14 protein-coding genes and 1 tRNA gene are annotated in these 20156 nt (G+C 35.4%); 2 read left to right on the forward strand and 13 right to left on the reverse strand.

From position 1 onward, the window contains the following. Positions 1-563: 563 nt before the first annotated feature. The 4 genes from nagB to LIV57_RS13365 form a co-directional block, all read right to left on the reverse strand. On the reverse strand, positions 564-2492 hold the full coding sequence (gene nagB, locus LIV57_RS13350) for a glucosamine-6-phosphate deaminase (protein ID WP_227942962.1): 1929 nt from the start codon (positions 2490-2492) through the stop codon (positions 564-566). Positions 2493-2546: 54 nt separating this feature from the next. Next, positions 2547-3473, reverse strand: a complete 927-nt coding sequence (locus LIV57_RS13355) for an NAD-dependent epimerase/dehydratase family protein (protein ID WP_227942963.1) — start codon at positions 3471-3473, stop codon at positions 2547-2549. Continuing rightward, positions 3470-4549, reverse strand: a complete 1080-nt coding sequence (locus LIV57_RS13360; RefSeq protein WP_227942965.1) for a phosphotransferase enzyme family protein — start codon at positions 4547-4549, stop codon at positions 3470-3472. The genes LIV57_RS13355 and LIV57_RS13360 overlap by 4 nt, the downstream gene beginning before the upstream one ends. A 65-nt stretch (positions 4550-4614) precedes the next feature. Continuing rightward, positions 4615-5529 carry an NDP-sugar synthase gene (locus tag LIV57_RS13365; RefSeq protein WP_227942966.1) on the reverse strand — a complete coding sequence of 305 codons (915 nt, stop codon included), beginning with the start codon at positions 5527-5529 and terminating at the stop codon, positions 4615-4617. Between the two features lie 777 nt (positions 5530-6306). Between LIV57_RS13365 and LIV57_RS13370 the strand changes: the two genes are divergently transcribed. Beyond that, complete coding sequence (locus LIV57_RS13370; RefSeq protein ID WP_227942968.1) at positions 6307-7653, forward strand: DUF3472 domain-containing protein; 1347 nt, start codon at positions 6307-6309, stop codon at positions 7651-7653. 208 nt (positions 7654-7861) lie between these two features. Here LIV57_RS13370 and LIV57_RS13375 read toward each other — a convergent pair whose 3' ends face one another. From LIV57_RS13375 to tssD, 8 genes are all read right to left on the reverse strand, one after another. Further along, positions 7862-9172: a hypothetical protein gene (locus tag LIV57_RS13375; protein WP_227942969.1), complete on the reverse strand. Its 1311-nt coding sequence runs from the start codon at positions 9170-9172 to the stop codon at positions 7862-7864. A gap of 14 nt (positions 9173-9186) precedes the next feature. After that, positions 9187-13335: a TIGR02594 family protein gene (locus LIV57_RS13380; RefSeq protein WP_227942970.1), complete on the reverse strand. Its 4149-nt coding sequence runs from the start codon at positions 13333-13335 to the stop codon at positions 9187-9189. An 18-nt stretch (positions 13336-13353) separates the two neighbouring features. Further along, entirely contained in the window at positions 13354-14148 is a 795-nt protein-coding gene (locus LIV57_RS13385; protein ID WP_227942971.1) for a hypothetical protein, read from the reverse strand. A 23-nt stretch (positions 14149-14171) separates the two neighbouring features. Beyond that, the gene (locus LIV57_RS13390) at positions 14172-14411 is read right to left on the reverse strand and encodes a hypothetical protein (RefSeq protein ID WP_202838916.1); all 240 of its coding nucleotides are present in this window, start codon (positions 14409-14411) and stop codon (positions 14172-14174) included. 50 nt (positions 14412-14461) lie between these two features. Then, positions 14462-15004 carry a hypothetical protein gene (locus LIV57_RS13395; RefSeq protein ID WP_227942972.1) on the reverse strand — a complete coding sequence of 181 codons (543 nt, stop codon included), beginning with the start codon at positions 15002-15004 and terminating at the stop codon, positions 14462-14464. A gap of 2 nt (positions 15005-15006) precedes the next feature. Then, positions 15007-16368, reverse strand: coding sequence for a hypothetical protein (locus LIV57_RS13400; protein ID WP_227942974.1), 1362 nt, complete (start codon positions 16366-16368; stop codon positions 15007-15009). A gap of 1 nt (position 16369) precedes the next feature. Then, complete coding sequence (locus LIV57_RS13405) at positions 16370-18250, reverse strand: type VI secretion system Vgr family protein (RefSeq protein ID WP_227942975.1); 1881 nt, start codon at positions 18248-18250, stop codon at positions 16370-16372. Positions 18251-18374: 124 nt separating this feature from the next. Next, positions 18375-18779 carry a type VI secretion system tube protein TssD gene (gene tssD, locus LIV57_RS13410; RefSeq protein ID WP_047421063.1) on the reverse strand — a complete coding sequence of 135 codons (405 nt, stop codon included), beginning with the start codon at positions 18777-18779 and terminating at the stop codon, positions 18375-18377. Positions 18780-19269: 490 nt separating this feature from the next. Here tssD and LIV57_RS13415 point away from each other — a divergent pair. Next, positions 19270-19342: transfer RNA gene (locus LIV57_RS13415), tRNA-Phe, on the forward strand. A gap of 89 nt (positions 19343-19431) precedes the next feature. Here the strand turns inward: LIV57_RS13415 and LIV57_RS13420 are convergent. Next, the gene (locus LIV57_RS13420; protein ID WP_227942976.1) at positions 19432-20013 is read right to left on the reverse strand and encodes a transposase; all 582 of its coding nucleotides are present in this window, start codon (positions 20011-20013) and stop codon (positions 19432-19434) included. Positions 20014-20156: the final 143 nt, after the last annotated feature.

The raw sequence follows: 20156 nt of genomic DNA on the forward strand, positions 1-20156 counted from the left end.
TTAAGTTTTTATTGGAATATAATTCTATCTAGGGTAGTTGCTGAGTGGGAACCAACTATTACAACAATATTAACTATTTGTTACCCAAATGTATATCTTTACTTCACGCCCCCGTACTGGTAACCACCAGTTTTTGCACTTTTACTACCAGTTTGAAAATTATTCCAATATGCCTTATTACATCTTTACCAAGTAATTTTTAGAATTAATTCTTAAAGTATTTTAGGAAACCCGTATCAGATCTGAAATCAAAAATATAATAGCAATAACGCTTTAAAGTATTATTGCAGCATATACTCGCACCGAATTGAGCATAAGTGCAATAAATAAGCGAAATCAACTTGATTTCCTGCCATTTTAATCATAGTAATCCACCATAATCACCCATAAGGATTTAAATAATGGGCGGAAAAAATCCGCCCAAGATTACCCCTTTATCGGTAAAGTTTTATCAGTAAGGAAGTAAAATATATTTTAAATAAAATGTATAGATTTTGTAAACTATAACAAAATAATCATAAAGAAAAGCACAAGATCGCTGCAATAGGTAAGGTCAATTTTTTTTAGAACTTCCATCTTACAAAAGCTTCCATGGCAGCATAAGTAGCAAGTCCCATTTTATGATAGGTCTCCGCCGTCTCTCTGTTTCTTTCTTCCGCTCTCTGCCAGAATTCTCTCATATCTGTCCCTTGAAATACTACTCCATCTTTTTGGGATTGATGTTTGAAAATCCCATAGCGTTTTTCCAAAATTTGATCCGGGCTTAATGGTACTGCCATTTCTATTTCTTCTATAGACCATTCTTTCCATGCTCCTCTGTATAGCCATAACCAACAATCTTTCATGTATTCCTTCGATTTTAAATTTTTAACAGATTCAAAAACAGCATCCAGACACACTTTATGTGTTCCATGAGGATCTGCTAAATCACCAGCCGCATATATCTGATGTGGTTTTACGCTGTCTATAATATCTGTTACAATTTCTATATCCTCTTTACTCAATGGCTTTTTTTCTATTCTGCCTGTTTCATAGAAGGGCATTTCCAAAAAATGAATCTGGGTGTCTGGTATTCCCACGTAATAACAAGTAGATCTTGCTTCTCCTTTTCTTATTAAGCCTTTTATATGTCTTACTTCAGGAATATCAATATCACTATTCTTCTTATTTTGCAAAAATTTGATGGCTTTGTCAAAAATCTTTTGCGCTGCATTGTTTTCTATGCCAAACATTTCATTGTAATCACACACAAAATTGGCAAACCGCAATGCTTCAGAATCTGCTACGGCTATGTTACCGGAAGTTTGATAAGCTACATGAACTTCATGCCCCTGTTGGTGCAGTCGTATGAAAGTTCCGCCCATACTGATAATATCGTCATCCGGATGCGGACTGAATATAAGCACTCTTTTTTTGGCAGGAGTTTTCCTTTCCGGCCTGTTACTGTCATCTGCTCCCGGCTTACCTCCCGGCCAACCCGTTATGGTGTGTTGTAATTTATTGAAAATCTCGATATTGATATTGTAGGCCGGACCTTTGTCTGCTAACAAATCGCTCATTCCGTTTTCTATATAATCAGAATCAGTAAGCTTTAATATAGGTTTCTTTATTTTTTGGGCCAATCCCAAAACTGCTTTTCGGGTTAATGCATCAGTCCATTCTATTTTTTCTACCAGCCATGGCGTATTAATTCGGGTAAGTTTATGAGCGGCTGCCTGATCCAATACAAAAGTTGCGTTTTTGTGTTCCTGTAAATAGGAAGCCGGTACCATGTTGGTAACAGAACCTTCTACAGACTCTTTGATGATATTTGATTTAGATTCTCCCCAAGCTAATAGTATTACTCTTTTCGCCTCCATTATTTTCTTCACTCCCAATGTAATAGCTGTTCTGGGGGTATTTGACAGTCCCAAAAACTCATTGCTTGCTGCTACTCTTGTGATATGATCTAAAGCTACCAGACGGGTTTTGGAATTTTGCAGGGAGCCTGATTCATTAAACCCGATATGACCGTTACCGCCAATACCCAGAATCTGCAAATCTATCCCGCCTAAGGCTTCTATTTTAAGTTCGTACTCTGTACAATAATCTGCTATTTCCTCTTTAGATAATGTTCCATCAGGAATGTAATAGTTTTCAGGAAGAATATCTACTTTATCAAACAATAATTCTTTCATAAAACGAACATAACTGTGTACGGAATCCGGTTCCATAGGATAGTATTCGTCAAGGTTGAAAGTAATTACATTTTTGAAACTCAATCCTTCTTCTCTGTGCATGCGTACCAATTCAGCGTATAAGCTCTTGGGTGAGGAGCCGGTAGCCAAACCTAAAATGCAGGGTTGTTTTTGAGACTGCTTTACACGGATAAGGTCTGCAATCTCTTTTGCTACAGATTTTGAAGCTGAAAGCGAATCCGTGAAAATAACCGTTTCTATCTTTTCAAATCTTTTTTCAAATCCTGTAGAGGAATCTATTGTGCTTTTTAACATAGTAATTTGGTTTTGGAAAGTGATAAAATTAAATTATATATAGAACTTGTATTTCTAATTCTTACCTTTCAACTTATCATAGTATTCTATTGTTTCTGATAATGCCTTGTCTAATGAATAAAGAGGTTTAAATCCTAATTGCTGAAATCTGGAAGGATCTGCCGTTGAATGCTTAATATCTCCTGCCCGCTCTTTTAAAAAGATAATTGGTGATTTTGAATTGGTAATTTCAATAATCTTTTTAGCAAGCTCAATAATAGAAGTACTGTGTCCTAAAGCAACATTATAAACAGAATCTCCTTTTTCTGAAGCAAAAATATTGGCCCTAGCAATATCTTTCACATAAATGAAGTCCCGGGTTTGGTTTCCATCTCCATAAATAGTAATCGGTTCATTTTTCAATGCTTTGTTGATAAAAATGGGAACGGCAGCCGCATAGGCAGAGTCAGGATTTTGTCTTGACCCAAAAACATTAAAATATCTTAATGATACCGTAGGGATTTGCCATTGTTTTTGATACATGTCCAGGTAATATTCTCCATCCAGTTTGCTGATGGCATAAGGCGTCATAGGTTTGGGAATCATGTTTTCTGTTTTAGGAAGAGCAGGATCATCGCCATAGTTTGCTGCAGAGCTTGATAAAATAACCTTACAGCCATAATTGCTTTTAGCAGCCTCTAAAACATTGATGGTTCCCTGTGTATTAATATCTATACACTCCGAAATATGGATTAAAGACTCTGGTACACTTACTAATGCTGCAAGGTGAAAAACAGCAGCAGTTCCTTCCGCATATTTAAATAGAAGGTTTTTATCCCTTATATCTCCATTGATAAATTCTACATCTAAGCCTTCCAGATTTTTTTTGAATCCTGTTCTTAAATTATCCAATACGGTAACATGATTCCCTTTTTTTGATAATTCCTCAGCAATATGGCTTCCTATGAATCCTGCGCCACCTGTAATGAGATATTTTTTCATTGGTTAATAGTCATTTCGTTATATTGTTGCTCTAAACTTTGCATAAGTTTATACTGATTTTTGGTACGATCCAGATTGTGTTCGGAATATTGGGTTTTGAAATAAACATCATTATTGAGATAATCCGTAAGGAATCTTAATCCCATAATAAATATCATAGTTTTTGCTGCTAAGGGTAAATATTTTATTTCGATTGGCGTTAAAGCTTCGCCTGTTTTTTCCAAAAAACCTTTAGTATAATTTTTATAAAATTCTAAATTAAACTCAACTTTTGATAAATCGGTTTCGTCTTCTGTAGCTGTATTGCAAATGGTACGAATAGCATCTCCGAAATCATAATGTACAATACCGGGCATTACAGTATCTGTATCTAATACACACATTCCCTTATCTTTTTCATCAAAAAGCATGTTTGATATTTTAGTGTCATTATGGGTAACCCTTATGGGTATTCTTCCTGTTTCTTTGAGATTCTGAAGAATCTGCATTTCATCTCTTAGTTTTGAAACCCAATTGATATAAAGTTCTGCTTTTTTAAGACGGTCAACTCTGGCACTTTGAATCGCTAGTTTGTATTGCTGCAAACGGAAAGACATATTATGAAATTTTGGAATTACCTTTATGAGCTTAGAATGATCTAAATCTGATGTTAGATTTAAAAATTCTCCTATTAATTTACCTCCTTCGTACGCAATTCCACTATTAGTTACTACTTCATGTGTTTTCCCCTCTTCAATATAGGGCATCAGATTCCAATAATTAATTCCATCTGTATAATAAAAATTTTCGCTGCTTTTTGCTTTAATAAAACAAAGTACTTTTTTTCCAATTTCTTTTGGAGATAAATAATTTAACTTTTTTAACAGGTGATTACTAACAGTTACCTTATTACTTATAAGATCAGGAACATTTTTAAATACCTTATGATTGATACACTGTAAAACGTAATGTTCACTGGCATCAGTATGGATGAGAAATGTATCATTTATGTGCCCTGATGTTAATTTGATATATGATTGAAAATTAAACTTATGCTCAAACTGATCAAAAATTGATTGGATCTCTTTTTCTTTCATCGTCTTTGGCTCTGATTGGTGAGGCTATAGGAAATTTTAATAAGTACTATTTTGAGGGAATGGGATTATTCCCATAAATCGTCAGGATAAAGTTTCTTCATTCTTAATTCTGAAATAGCTTTTTGTACAATTTCTTTATCTTCAGGGTATGTAACTCCAAACCACTGGTCATTGGATGTAAGTAATTTTACGTTAGCTTTTCCAGATGCTAAACTGTCGGCAACCAAAGTTGGTAAATAGTATTCTGCTTTTAAATTCCCCTTATTTTTTTCTAAAAAATTCTTAAAAGAGTCATTACCAAATTCAAAGCACTTTGGTGTGAATCCCCAAAAATTCATAGATACTGTAACATCCTCTTCAATTGCTGCAAAGGTCTCATCTTCTTTTTTGTACCTTAATCCATATTCATTTTTCTCTATATGTGTTATTTCTGTAACATTTAATAGGTTTCCGTTACAATCTACTTCACACACTCCCCGGGAAACATAGCCATGATCTGAAACCGTATTTTTCAATAAATAGCCTATCATACTAAAGTTGTAGGAGGTGATGTCTGTTTTTTTTAGAAAATCATACATAACTTTAAAGGCATCTCTCCCATAAAAATCATCAGCATTAATAATGGCGAAGTTTTCGTGTACCACATCTTTAGTAAGTAATAATGCATGCCCCGTACCCCAGGGTTTGGTGCGTTCTGCATTTAGATATTCTATTGGAATGCTGTCGATCTCCTGATATACATACTCTATTTCGGCTTTTCCTTTTATTTTTTTTTCGATGATTGTCTTGAATTCATTTTCAAAACTTTTACGAATAATGAAAACAAATTTCTTAAAACCAGCCTGCAAGGCATCATATAAAGAAAAATCTATAATAGTATCTCCCTGAGGAGTAAATGTATCTATCTGTTTAAGACCTCCGTATCTGCTGCCCATTCCGGCTGCTAAAACTATTAATGTCGGATGATGATTTATGCCCATTTCTGTAATGAAGTTGATTATTTACTGTTTTATAAATTTTTCAGCACTATTATAATAAATCCTTGTTTTGAAGCTGGAAGATTGAATACTGTTTCACGTTCTATTATATACTTTTCAGGTATGTTACTACACCAATATTTTTTCCTTCTTCATTATTAAAAGAATCACATAATATTAATCCTACCTGTATCGAAATATATTTATCATCGATATCTTTTTCTTATATATTTTTATATGATTTACAAAATTATAACAGAACACGAAAACTTCTTAGCCATCTTAAAGCTTATACAACTATTGTTGTAAATTCAATAAAACAAAACTTACTATATAATTTTATAACAATTTTTGCAAAATTTATATTAATAAACAAAGAAAGAGATACTTCATATATACATCATAATATTATATAATTAATTATCAACACTTTAACATTTAAACATTAAAAAGATAAAATCTATTTCTGGCGTTCGGAAGATTGGTTATATCTATTTATATAGAGTTCAACTGTATTCTCAAACTGTTTCCGGCAGAAATCAATAGGTACATTCAAAGCAAAAATGTCCGGGAAGTTCACAAAATGATTAAAATTTCAGGTAGTAGTATTAATCAATTAGTACCAAACTTAATTTCTTTTCCTCATTTAATCCGTTCAGAAATATTGGAAAACAGGGCGAAAAACGTAGTCGGTCAAAAAAAATTAATCAAATTAATGGGAATTATTTTTTTTATTTGATAAATAAATTTAATTTAGTGGAAATAAATACAAATACAATTATGAAACTAAAATTATTAACTGATACTTTTTGGGGTATCGCCGCATTACTTATTTTTCAATCATGTGCAGAAACAACTGCCACTATGGAGGACACTGTTTCTATCCAAAATGTTTCACCTTTAAAGAAAATATTATCCTTTAATGTTCCCGTTGCTGGAAATTCTTTTTTAACTGTAAAGCCTTTGGGAGCCGGCGAGGTGATCACTTCCACCAAGCTGGATAACTGGACAAACTCAAATACTGTGATCAGTACTTATTTCAGAGTAAGCAATACAGGAACATTAAAAATTGGATTAAAAGCTTCTGTTCCATCAGGTACCAGTATTGTTAAAGTAACGGTAGGCAATACCTCCCAGAATGTTACTTTAACAGGCTCTGTTTCTAAAGAGTATATGGTGGGAGATTTTATTGTTTCTACACCTGGTTATGTAAAAGTAAATCTTCAGGGTGTTTCTAAAACCGGCGGATATTTTGCAGATCTTACGGATGTGACCTTCAGTGGCACAGCTTCTACAGGAACCAATGTTTACAGTAATGATCCTTCTTACTATTATTGGGCACGCAGAGGGCCTTCATGCCATCTGAACTATATCGTTCCCACCACAAATAATGTGAGCTATTATTATAACGAAGTAACAGTTCCTGTGGGAGAAGATAAGATTGGTTCTTATTTTATGGCCAATGGCTTTAGTGTGGGGTATTTCGGTATGCAGGTTAATTCTGCTACTGAAAGAAGGATTTTATTCTCTGTATGGAGTCCCTTTGTAACCGATGATCCTAATAATATTCCTCCTGATCACAAAATTATTCTCAACAGAGCAGGCAGCGGGGTAACCATTGGGGAGTTTGGCAATGAAGGTTCTGGCGGACAGAGTTATTACAAGTACAACTGGAGTGCCGGACAAACCTATAAATTTTTATTAAAAGGCGAACCGGACGGAACAGGAAAAACAGATTTTACAGCATGGTTTTTATCCCCGGATGCTACAGAATGGAAACTGATAGCCAGCTGGAAACGGCCTGAAACCAGCACCTATCTTCAAAGCTTCTATAGTTTCGTGGAGAACTTCAATCCTGAAAATGGATATCAGGGCAGAAAAGCAGAATTCAAGAATCAATGGGTGAGAACTTCAGACGGGAACTGGATTGCCGTTTCCGGAGCAAAATTCACTGTGGATAATACTTATAATGCACAACAAAGAATAGATGCAATAGGTGGAACAAATGGTAATGCTTTCTTTTTGCAAAATGGCGGCTTTTTTAGTACAACTGTTGCTCCCGGATCACAGTTTTCTGTTACAGCACCTTCACAAGCTCCAAACATCGATTTTTCAACGCTTCCTTAAAATTATAGCCAAAAATAAAAAGTCAGTTCTTATAAAGTAACTGGCTTTTATTTTTTCTGATTCATGCTTTATAATGAGATATCGGAATTTACAGTTTTTTTTGTGAGTGAAATTATTTAATAACAATACCGCCAGGAAAAATAAAAAATCTTTTTATCATCGTTGTGTTTTTAATAAAAGCAAAGCTTGCAAACTGTGCTCTTAATTTTTATTTTTTAGGATGTTGCTTCCTCCATTCTGTCATATTCAAAGGTCGGTTATCCGGGCCACATGTTCCGTTGTATTCACATTCTTCAACAAAATATTCATCATAATCAGCGTTATCCCACCATTCTTTAAATTTTGGAAGGTTGAAATAATTATTTTTCTGTAAAATATCTACTTCTTCCTGATCTAAAAAGAATCTTAATCTTCCCATCATCTTAGAGTTATCTCCATATCCCGAAACAAACCTTTTGTCATACTTATATTGTTCAGCAAAATAAACGATATTCGCTAGTATTTTTACCTTATCTACCTTTGAAACGCCAGTTTCTTTGTTATTAAAATCAGCGAAATATTCAAGATATCCTTTGATATAATCAAGTAAAAATCTATTCTCATTTGACATATCGTTTGTTATATCCGGAGTATAAATCTCTTGTAAAATTTTAAAAGTATTAGCATGTATTTTTACTGTTTCATCACATTGCTTTACCCAAAACAAATTCCCATAATCAGACGGGTCTTTTTTATCAAATTTTGTTCTTTCAATAACCCACTTCAGTAAATCAATATCCTGAGTGTAGCCAAAAGTTTTTACTAAAGCCTCCATAAAATATGAATCATTAAGGGTAAGCCATTTGTATTGAGCCTTATTGTCATTAAACAAATAGAGGTTACGCGCAACTAATGTTTGTATGTTCTTCTTTCTCTGCTCCTTCAGATTGTGTATATCTTTCCATAAATATTTCTTAACTTCATTTCCGTTTGCATCTTTATAGTTTTTTGAAGCCGAATTTTCTTCCTGAGCTGCTTCACTATATGTTTTTTGATAATCAATAATCAAGGGAAGTGGATAAAGATCAGTAATGAAGTTCTGATTTTTAACTACAAATACACCATTATTCTCTGCGTTATTTGGAAAAAAATTCAACTCCTTGTCACACTTATCAATTAAATTGATATACACAAATTTGCTGGTAGAGTTTTTATCAATAATCCGGTTAAAAATCTGTTTTATTTTATTACTAAATTCTTCATTTCTAATAGCTTTATAACCATTATCTAAAAGTAATTGATTCAATATTGGAGTTGCTACTTCCAAATCTTTATCGGAATACTGGTATGGATTATCAAAAGAAGGTTTTCCGTATTCTAATTGTTTTTTTAGCATAGTATTAACATCTTGATTAAATTGCAGACCTGCTGAACTTTCTGTAATATTTGTCACATTCTTATTATTTTCAGCCTTTTTATCCTGACATGATACTAAAGCAGAAGAAATAAAAAGCAGGCTCATTAAAATTCTATGTTTCATTTTCTTTTTATATTTTAAAGTTCAGATCCTTTTGCACCAGGATTTCCTTTATATTCCGGTAAATTATAATCTGCGTCTGTAATTTCGTAATTTTTTGGAACAACATATGCAAAATAGTCAGAAATATCATAAGATACACAATAAAGCTTTTGCGATTGATTTCCTCCTAAAATAACTACTTTATTTCCTTTTTTTCCTGCAACAAACCCTACGTGTCCACCTCCTGATCTTGTTTTTACAGCTATTGCTCCATATACTGGTTTTCCGAGATCTTTACCTTCAGCCCAAGTTGCCCACTTTAATGCTCTTACAGCATCATATCCTTTATCTGTAGTAACTCCTTCGTAACCATAATGTTTCATAATCCAGTTGACAAAAGCAGCACACCAAGCAATATCTGTTTCATCTTTTGTGCCATTTTTCATATCATTTTCATAAGGAGTCCCATCAAAAAATTTCTGGATTTCTTTATTGGTTCCGGTTTCAACAAGGTTCTTAGCTTCTTCTTTCCAAACCAGCTCCATCCATGGTGCTCTGCCTTCAAGATTTGGCATTGCTACTACTTCCCCATCGCATACTTTTTTATCGTATTTGAACCATGCTTTAAGATTGGAAAGACCTTGTTTTCTATCTGCCCATCCATTAGGATTTACTTCTAATTTATGAGTCAGAGTATAGCCGTTTAATACTTTACAAATTAAAAAATAGTAACGTTCTTCTTCATCCTCCATCAATAGTGCAGTTTCATTTAATGTTTTCCCTAATGCCTTACTAAAGTATTCTCTTTTAAACTTCATTGCATCTTTTTCTGCTTGAGAATAGTTTTTATTAGGGTTTTCCTTCCAATTTGGTATTTTTTTATAAACTGACCAAAACCAACCGCCACTGTCTACCGCTAAATAAAGTTTAGTGGCCACTAATTCAGGATATGTAACAATATCTTCAGGAACTTTTTCATCATAATCTTTATATGCAACAGGATCACTCCCATCCCCAGTAAGCTGCTGTATTCCACGACCTTTATATTTGTAGCCACTAGAGGCATGAGAACTTGATTCTTCTCCTGCTGTTCTAAAAAAACTGGTTTCAGAATAAACATTTGCTAAAAATGCTATTTTTTGAATGCATTTATTAATATCATATTTTCTAAACATAGCATTCAACTCCATTGTTAAATCTGCAAAACTTTCACGATCCATGTCTGTAGATTCCCATATTTCTTCTTTACCACGCATATGTTTTACCAAACTTTTGATTTCACTTTCAGTAAAATCACGATTACAATAGCATGTTTTCTGTTTTCTCACCTCCGCCATTTCCACCACCACAGGCATCACATCATTATCAATAGCTTCAGGAGTCTCTTTCTGAGATACTTTGAGACAACCACTCTCATAAAAAATAAATTGCTTACGCAGCTCCAACATCTCTTGCTGAGTAAATGCTGTTCCGTCTTTTTTATACGCTTTAATCCCCAGTTTTTCCATATCCTCTGTTCTAACCAGATCGGCCGGAAGTGTACTGTTGATCGTAAACTGGCTTTTTTCTATTTTCCAGACTTTCTTTTTGGGATCGGCGGGATCCTGAACCTGGCGGGAAACCTGCGCTATGTAATAGTCAAAGTTTTTCGGTGGATTTTTCCATTCTTCTTTTACAGTGAAAGCCACTTCCAGCAGGCCGTCTTTTCCTGTTTTTTCCTCGTTATAACTTTGTTTGCTTTCGTGGGTATAGGTGATATGATCTTTTTCGTTTAGTCCTTCTTTTGGAATCTCTTTCAGAACATCAATCTTCAGAGTTTCTTCCGTCATATTGACGGTATGAACCCACAGCTTATGGGTTTTGCCATAGAAAGTCTGCATCCGCTGAATATCTTTACCATCTTCGGTAGAGAACATAATCGATACAATTTTCTGTTCGGAAGTGATGGTCAGTTCTTCATTGGAATCCAAAACTTCCAGATAAGTTGTGGTGCTGTCTACCACCACAGGTTTCGTTCCCTGAATGGTAATATTTTCCGGAAGCACAATATCTGCAGATGAACCTGCCTGAAGCTCTACCGTGAATACCAGGCGGTAAGACGGGTTCGGGTTTTCTGCCGTTTTAGGGATAGCAGCCAGCAATTTTTTCTTGTAATCATCATTCGTGGTGATAAGGAATGAAGCTTTGCCTTCGTTATTAAGGGTAACTGTTTTCTCTTCCAGCATGTATTTGTCTTTCTCTTTATAGAAATCATCCCCTTCGCCTTTTACCCAGATTTTTACTTTTAAAGTCTGATTCTGCAGCCCGTCAATTTCAATAAATCCATAGGTTTCCTCTCCAAATCCGGTCTCGGTACGTTTCACTCCGGTTCCATAAGCCCACAGCGCCCTTTTTACAGCAGGTTCAGAAACTTTTACTTTCGCTTCTATTTTCTTTCCATCGGTATAATCTCCTGTTAAATAGGCAGAAATAGTGTATTCGCCGAGATCATTGAATGTAATGGTTCCGTCCCCGTTATTGGTCACTTTATCCGGAACTTCTATTTTTATGGCTTCGTTGCCAGCCAGTGCAGCAATTCTTGCCGTTGCCGTATATTTTATTTTTGTTCCTTTCGGAATATTAGCTGCCGGAAGAGTAAATTTATCTATGACATTTTGAATCACCTCAAAATTAAAACAGTCTGATCCGGAAAAACCAGGCTGCTTTCCTGCTCCCAAAGGATTAGCATAAGCTTCGAGTATATATTTCCCGAAATATTGATTGCTGGCCAGTTTTGCATCATTATACAGAAGTTCAGCTACCTTTTTATTGATGGTGCCTGTTCTGAATGAAGGAGAGTTTTCAAATAATGCCACTCTTCCTAGCCCATCTTTTTTTAGGTACCAATATACAGAAGTGCCCGAAGGCATATAATTGACATTAAACTTCGAAGCCTGCACTTTAATGGTATCACTGAATCTCACCAAGCCCGGTTCTCCTTTTACTCCCATGACACCCAGACTGTTTTCGATCTTAATCTCTACAGACTGTGGTTTTGGATCTGTGGGATCTGTAAATGCTTCTACCGTATATTTACCGGCATTTTTAAAGGTAAGAATGACACGGTCGCCAGCACCCGCAACGGAAACAAGATGTGATGAAGAAGCTCCTGAAGAGCTGTTATACAGAACAGCTGTTCCCTGCTTTACAGTCCAGTGAACGGTATTTACAGGCATAAAGAATCCTCTGTTCAGTATTTTTGCCTGATCTGTCGTACTGTTGAGTTTACGCTCAATGGATAGAGGTAAAGGAATATTAATCAACGTTGACGAACCTGGACTGACAATTTTCTTAACAAAATCCTGTATAACTTCCACATTAAGAGAGCATTTGGCATCGCCTGCTTTTTTGCCATAAGCTTCCAGTCTGTACTTTCCTTCTGTAAGTCCATCGAATATTTTACTCATGGATTGGCTAAAACTGCTTCCTAATCCAATAAATGTTTTTATTTTATCTTTTGTTCCTTCCCCTTTGAACAATGCCCAGATGATTTTTTTCTCATCACCCTTGAACTGGGCTTTTAAGTCCAGGTTATCACCACCAAAAGGGTTCATAATAGGAAGAAGCGGGCCATTCATCCCTTTGATATAGTAATAAGTACCACTCAATTTATCAGTCGGTATCGGTCTTACCATTGAAATGGATGACACTGCTATGCTTGCCTGAGAAGCAGTGGATGACGGCCATTGTGGCGAAGTATTGGCTACTGAAAACTCATCAGCTTCTTTGACATCTATCTGTGAAACATTGTTGGCCTGTCCGGTGGTTGCAAAAGCAATCGTTCCGGGAACACCATATCCCGGACAATTTCCTGTAGAAGCATCCAACAGGATTTTCATGCTCTTGTTGAATTCTACGTTTTCGTAATAGTCTTTGTATTTGATATTGCATTTGCCTTTACAAGGATAGGTTTTCCCGTCTGAACCTTTGCAGTTCCCAAATCCGTTTCCGCCTCCGAAACTGTCTGCTTTATCATCAAGATAAGTGGCTACAGGTTTATTTTGTGCAAAATATTTGTTTTTGCCCAATTTTTTTTTCTGGCTTTTCACTTCCATTGGAACGGCCGTACCATTGGAATTGTTGGTTACAGAGCTGCTGCAATATGCTGTAGCGCCTTCTATAATGATGTATCCTTTATCCGCCATGTCATTTGTTCATAAAGATTAAGTCATTGTGATCGTTTCCCGGTATACTGTTTTTTCTCCATCTGACAATATAAAGTCAGCGCTCTTTTGGGAATACTGTTTTTTTCGGGAATTGTATTCCATTTGTATATTTAATTTTACCTGATACTGTCCCGTCTGATACAGGTATTTTTTGTCCAATTCTTCTTTTATATGAACCGGAACTTTGATTTCAGAGGTAAAAAAGGCTTCAAATCCATATTCTCTCTGTTCGGCAATAATAATTCCGGTACATTCTACATCCCCGATTCCTTTGATGTTCCATACGATGGATTCATCATTTCTTTCTCCGTTATCAACATAATAAGGAGCGAACAGCAGCAGGTTCCAAAAGGGTTCTTTCAGTTTATTTTTATAAAAGACGACTTCATCTTCAAACGCGGTCAGATATTGGTTTTTGAAAACATCCGCATTCTGGTATTTTTCCTGAAGTCCGGCTGTTTTGGATTTCCAGTCTTCAATATTTTTCTGATGATCTGCGGCCCCAAGAAAACTACCCTTTTCATCCACTTTTATTTCTACAGGATAAGAACTCTGCTCCAGCACATGCAAGATTTCCATAAATTTATTTTCTGATGGGAAAGGAGAATCTTCAATCTTCTCTATCTCCCAGTTTTTTGTATGGTCCTCATTTACCTTTTCCTGAAGGGTAATTTTAAAAGATGAATAGAATCCTTTTGCTTCTCCAAACTGTATCTCAAGAGCATTTTCCACCTGATATTGGTGGGTTTCTGAAGTATATTTCTGAAAAGGTTTTACTCTTGTTTCTACCATACTGTTTTGTTATTACCGGCTGTTTAAAAGTCATTCCATTCACGATACAGCTCATTTATTTTATGAATCATTAAACTTATTATCCATCCTGAGATCCCACCAATCAAAAGGTATCTCAATGTTTTCATACTAAAAACCGAATGGAAAATAAATCCAGTTAAATGATCCTTTGATAAAGCAGAATCCACTCTATCACTTACTGAATCCCATATTGAGAATAATATTCCTATAAATCCTCCTGCAGTTATTATTCTTTTCTTCATATTTCCGGAATAAAAATTTTTATTAATTGTATTACTGATGATTCAATGCTTTATTTCTTCTCAGCTATTTCATCCGGGATATTAGTAATTTCATATGATGTTTGTAAATCATTGTATATCTTTTTTGAGTCAGACAAAAGCTTAACATCTGCTTCATTATATTGTTTTTTAAAAATCGGATAGTGAAGATCTGAAGTAAACTTGTTAATAGTTTTATTTTTATCATTTATGATATAAAACCTTAAACTTGCATAATAAGGCTGATCATAGCCAACATTGACCGCTATATCCTGATGATAATCTCCAAAATAAATATTTTCATTTTCCAGAGTAATTAATATCCTGTTTCCTTTCAGATCAATACCGTCTGAATGGTTTATTTTAAAGGTTATTTTTTTGCTAAGCTGATGTACATTTTTATTAAATGATTGGGGAATCTCTCCTACAAAATTTTTAAATGCGGTTGTATCAATAATGACAGAGCCACTTTCTAAATTATAATTTTCCCTATATCCACCCAAATCTTTATTTTTATTACAGCTTATTAAGATTAGGACTGTAAAAATTAATGTGAGAAGAGTTTTTATTTTCATAATTATTTTGGTAAAAATTTTTCATAAGTTGCTGGTACACCAACGGGCCAGGTACCTGCTTTTACATCCAAATATGCCCCATCCGGATTCCAGATTGCTTTATCTAATTTTATTTCTTTTTTTCTGTATTTATTATAAGTATCCATATCTTTTGGATCCGACTGATACGTATCTTTTAAATCTGTTTTAAAGTTTTCCCAAGTTGAACCACCCTCATCATGATCAGAAGCATAAGTATCCCTATGATTCTGTGTTCCCCATGCATCTTCATACAGTGATCTCCTCATATAGCCATAGACTGTTATTTTCCCATGGTTAGCCATTTTTTGTGCCAAGCTTTTATCTTTAAAAGCATTTGTAGTTGTCTCCGAACTTGTTCCGATACCGGTTCTGCATGCATAAGAATAAAATACAGATGTATTTCCATCTAAAAACACAGCCGGATTAACTTTTGAAAAGCTTTTGGCATCAAGTTCTTGTTTATCCGCATTTTTACCTTCATACCCAAATGCTATTACTCCCTCATTGGTTGCGTTTCTTACATAACCATGAGAGTATGCAAAAATTTCCTTTACTCTTCTTTTATTATCAAAAGCTGCACTATCCCTGTTCCCAGAATTAATAATATTAATAACATCATCTATCGTAGTAACTCTTATTACTGTTAAGCCATTATTATGCTTAATTAAATCATTGGTTATTGTTGATAACTGATTTTCAGAATATCCATCGGTAAACAGGGCTACTTTTACAAAGGGGTAATTAGGATATTTGGTACGGACTTTTCTGACTGCTTCTCCTGGAAACATCAGTTTATTTGCAATATTTGTTGAGTGCTGCTCAGTACCTATAATTATTACTATCTCTTCTTTTATTAAATATACTTCTGCTTTTACATTCGGGCTATATTCTTTAAAAAAGGCATATACTCTCAGCTTAGCGATATTCCTATCCTTCGGTACTGCATAAGAAATCTTTTCTTCGCCTGTTACCTGTGGGGCATTGGCTATATTTGTATCATCATACTGTATAGCCCACTTAAGGCTTTTCAATTCTGATTTTGTGGGGGTTCTGTTATATTGAATGGCTTTAAAGAAATAGCTTTTCCCTTTTTCTATAATTTTAATCTCTTTTGTACATGCAAAATCTTCATAGCATTTTACCGCTTTTACCTGTAGCGGTTTTGTTTGCTCTTTCGCCTGGTATTCATCAAACTTCTTCCCGCCTTTTTTTCCATAAAAGGTATTTTCCTGAGGAGATTTAAAATCCAGAGTTCCTTTGGAAGCATCTTTCATGATATGTTCTGCTTCCTTATAGGATTTCCCAAAGACATTTCTTATTATATTTCCGCCTTCGCCTGCCATATTACTGCATTTTTACCTGTTTACCGCTATTGATAAGCACTTCCCTGGCACTTTCAACATTAATGGCATCTTTTGTACTGATGTAAGAGCCGGATTCCATATTTTCTGTAATATTTTTGGCTGTAGATTTTCTGCCTGCTTCTGCCGTTTCGATGATATTGCTTGCCGTAAGGTTGTAGTCGTCATTGGCTGTTTCTGTTATATCTTCTCCCGCCATAATATTGACATTTCTCTGAGCAGAAGCAATGATATTTTTACCTGCATTGATCTGTACATTTTCTCCGGCAGTGAAGGTGATATTTTTGGGAGCATTGACAACAATATTTCCTTTCCCATCCATGAGATAAGTATTTCCACTAGGATCTTCAATGAAGATGCTTCCTTCCTGGTCGTTAAAGATCACCTTATTTCCACTTCTTGTCTGAATAGATTTAAGATGGTTATTAATGCTTCCTCCCAATGCAACCTGTCCGTGGAACATTCCTCCCATCGCAAACGGAAAATCGGGATGATGGTATTCAAAACCGACCATTACCTGATCTCCTACTTCAGGTATTGCTACAAAACCTCTGTTTTGAGTGACCATATCTGTTCCTCCCGCATCAGGGCTCATCATTCTGATAAAATGAGTGGTATCAGGATGTTGCTGCCAGTCGAATCTCACCTGTATTCTTCCCTGATTAAGCGGATCTGTATTGGAAATAACGGTAGCCACCTGCGGCTCGGCTTTAGGCTGTATAAAATCCGGTTTTGGCATAAAGCCAGTGCCTTCAGCAATAGCTTCAAAACTTCCTGTATAATATCCTCTGGCATTGACTTCATGTAAGACTTCGGTAATTGTAAGTTTTGTAAAATAGGAAGTCTGGCTGGTATCCGGTTTCCGCATTTCCATATCGGCAAGGCATCCCGGATATAAAAACGGAACGGTTGTATTTCCTGAAACCGTAAATACTTCTACAGCAGCGCTGCCTGCAGCACTTTTCTGAGAATCGCTTACATCCACAAACATATTGGCATTAATGGGAGCCGGAGAAAGTGAACGGGTTTTAAAGATATTATTATTCAGTTCATATGCTTTGGAGGGTATTTCGCCCAAATGTCTGATATTATTTTCAGAGCCTTCCATTTTGGTATGGCTGCTGCTGTTATAGCCGAAAAATTCAGGATTGGTATGCACCGCATTCAGTTCTACCTGCACATCTGTTGCGTTGCTTCCGTATACAAGCCGGATCGGTTTTTCTGAAGGGGGAAGTTTGCCGAAATGAAGCACCTCGCCATCGTAGTAGAACTGCTCTCCGTAGGCTTCGGCTGTTCTTGCAAGATAGTTATAATGGGTTTCATTATATTGTGAGCTATAATTGATATAGCTTTTATTCTGTGTATCTACTCTGAAATCAAATTTCTCTGATCCCAGGGCTTCTTTAAGTATTTTGTTGGCAATAATTCCTGTATTCACAGCCTGATCACCTCCAAAACTTTGAGTATGGGGAGCTGCATCCATCAATATGGTAGGACTCTGGCCTCTCAGCACAATATTTCCAAGGCTCATTTTTTCCTGGCTGAATGCAGCTTTGGTGATAACTCCTACAAAAGTTCTTTCCGGGCTTTCACTTTCGTAATCTTTGTATTTGAAAACAATGGTGATTCGTTTTCCCAAAAACTGGCGTGCCTGTTCCAGGGTATGGTTTTGAGCTTCCCCGAGAGAATCATGAGCTAAGATCAGCTCAAAATTGTGGTGTCTTCTGGCACTTTGCTGCAGATGGAAATGTTTGAAGTGTTTGATAATTTTGCCTTCAATCACAATATCCAGTTTCACCACACGGTTGATTCCGGGAATATGATTCTCAGAAATCTTATCTGAATTCGAGATATTTTTATTCATAGTGATTAGGTTTTTTCAGAACTTTATTTGAAATAAACAGTCGTTCTATAAGGTTAAAAAAGGCAGAACAGCATCCCTTGAAACGGGTGTACTATTCTGCCTGATATTTAAATTCTGAATGTGCTTAAGACGGCCATGCTCCGAAGTATGATGAATTCCCCAGGTCTATCTGTTCTGCACTTACCACAAAACTGATATACATACTGTTGTCATCCACAGCATCGAAATCTACTTCATGCTGGATTACATAACCGTTGTTCCACTTCAATGTTGTTAATGTTCCTTCTTCGTGAGATTTGTTGAAAGTAATCTCTCCTACTGTAGGCTTATATTTTCCGTTCAGTAAACTTTCCAGGATGTCTGATTTTTCAGTAGCTTCTACTGTGATTTTGATAAGAGCATTGGAAGGATCTGATGCCACACGCCCTGAAACGTCCGTAGATCTTGATACACTGTAGTTAAGCTTTAACAGTTTTTGCCCTTCACCGTTGTTGAATTTTAAAATTCCTCTTGAATTTCTTTCTGCCATGATTGTAAATTTTAATGGTTAATATATTGTGATTGTTTGCTTTCTATATCACCAAATATAGATGTATTTACAAAAAGCAAATTACATTTATTATTAAATTTCGAAAAGTGTAGTAATAATACGACTAACACCTGTTAGGCAAATTAACTCTTATAAATCAAGTGTTTGCTGCTTTTTATGACTGAAAATCGGATAATTGTATTGGCTGTTTAAAATTGATTAAAGAAACAATAATATATTCCAAAGCAACCGTAAGAAAAATCTTAAATACAAGGGCTAAAAACCTTTTAATAAAACGCTGTGAAAATAACTTTCAAAAAAACAGAAAAAATTAAAGTACCAAAATACTGATGAACAGTACATTGAATACTGAAACCAGCTTTATCAGGATATTTATCTGAAAAAATAAAACAAAAAACTTGCACGGTATTATAAAATGTTATACTTTTGCATCACTTTAAAACAACGAAGTAATAAACAAAAACATAATGGTTTCTTAGCTCAGTTGGTAGAGCAATGGATTGAAAATCCATGTGTCCCTGGTTCGATTCCTGGAGAAACCACTTTAAAACCTCTGATTAGTCAGAGGTTTTTTTGTTTTTATGGATTAATGATCAAGCACAATATTTGGATCAAGCGCAAAAGTTGGGGACTAAGCAAAAAGTTTAGTCAACCTGAATAGAAAGAAAGTTCTGTCTTTTACTCCGCGGAGCTGCATTCTAAAGTTTTTGATTTTGGCATTGAAGGATTCAGCTGCTGCATTGGAGCTTCTTTGATGAAAATAGTTTAAAATATCTCTGTAATGAACCATTATTGTTTTTCTTAAGGTAGAAAAAGATTTAAAATCTGCTTCTTCCACCTTTTTGAACCAATGCGCAAGTTTAGTCATAGCCAAAGATTTAGGAATATCCTGGTTATAAATCTTTCGCAGTCCATCGGTCAATTGATACGCTTTCTCCAGGTCGGGATACTGAGCAAAAAGAATGATGGCTCTTTGCCTTTGGGAGAGTGTCCATTTTTCGCGGCTCTTATAAAGCAAATACCGGCTTCTTGCCAAAAGCTGTTTGCGGGAATCACCGTTTTCAAATATTTCTGTGCTTAGAACTAGTTCTTCCCCCAATCCTTCCCTTACCTTATTTCCCATTTCAATAGCATCCCAGCGATGTCTGATCCTGATTTCCTGAAGAGCTTCTATGGCCAGCTTCTGAACATGAAATCGGTCAATAACCTGCATTGCATTAGGGAAGCAGCGAAAATCCCCTGATGAAAATTCTTTTTTCGACTTGAGCCATTAATTAAGTTCTTCATGCAAATATGGAGATGCTAAAAAACAGCTTCTTGAAAAATTGAATTACTAAAAATTTCTCGGAACTATGC

The sequence above is a fragment of the Chryseobacterium sp. X308 genome (assembly GCF_020733145.1).
GTDB lineage: Bacteria > Bacteroidota > Bacteroidia > Flavobacteriales > Weeksellaceae > Chryseobacterium > Chryseobacterium cupriresistens.

Excerpts from the sequence above, each read along its gene's own strand:
- LIV57_RS13360 (WP_227942965.1), bottom strand. The coding sequence starts at position 4,549 with ATGAAAGAAAAAGAGATCCAATCAATTTTTGATCAGTTTGAGCATAAG.
- tssD (WP_047421063.1), bottom strand. The coding sequence starts at position 18,779 with ATGGCAGAAAGAAATTCAAGAGGAATTTTAAAATTCAACAACGGTGAA.
- LIV57_RS13390 (WP_202838916.1), bottom strand. The coding sequence starts at position 14,411 with ATGAAGAAAAGAATAATAACTGCAGGAGGATTTATAGGAATATTATTC.
- LIV57_RS13385 (WP_227942971.1), bottom strand. The coding sequence starts at position 14,148 with ATGGTAGAAACAAGAGTAAAACCTTTTCAGAAATATACTTCAGAAACC.
- LIV57_RS13375 (WP_227942969.1), bottom strand. The coding sequence starts at position 9,172 with ATGAAACATAGAATTTTAATGAGCCTGCTTTTTATTTCTTCTGCTTTA.
- LIV57_RS13420 (WP_227942976.1), bottom strand. The coding sequence starts at position 20,013 with ATGCAGGTTATTGACCGATTTCATGTTCAGAAGCTGGCCATAGAAGCT.
- LIV57_RS13380 (WP_227942970.1), bottom strand. The coding sequence starts at position 13,335 with ATGGCGGATAAAGGATACATCATTATAGAAGGCGCTACAGCATATTGC.
- LIV57_RS13355 (WP_227942963.1), bottom strand. The coding sequence starts at position 3,473 with ATGAAAAAATATCTCATTACAGGTGGCGCAGGATTCATAGGAAGCCAT.
- LIV57_RS13395 (WP_227942972.1), bottom strand. The coding sequence starts at position 15,004 with ATGAAAATAAAAACTCTTCTCACATTAATTTTTACAGTCCTAATCTTA.
- LIV57_RS13365 (WP_227942966.1), bottom strand. The coding sequence starts at position 5,529 with ATGGGCATAAATCATCATCCGACATTAATAGTTTTAGCAGCCGGAATG.
- LIV57_RS13400 (WP_227942974.1), bottom strand. The coding sequence starts at position 16,368 with ATGGCAGGCGAAGGCGGAAATATAATAAGAAATGTCTTTGGGAAATCC.
- LIV57_RS13405 (WP_227942975.1), bottom strand. The coding sequence starts at position 18,250 with ATGAATAAAAATATCTCGAATTCAGATAAGATTTCTGAGAATCATATT.
- nagB (WP_227942962.1), bottom strand. The coding sequence starts at position 2,492 with ATGTTAAAAAGCACAATAGATTCCTCTACAGGATTTGAAAAAAGATTT.
- LIV57_RS13370 (WP_227942968.1), top strand. The coding sequence starts at position 6,307 with ATGAAACTAAAATTATTAACTGATACTTTTTGGGGTATCGCCGCATTA.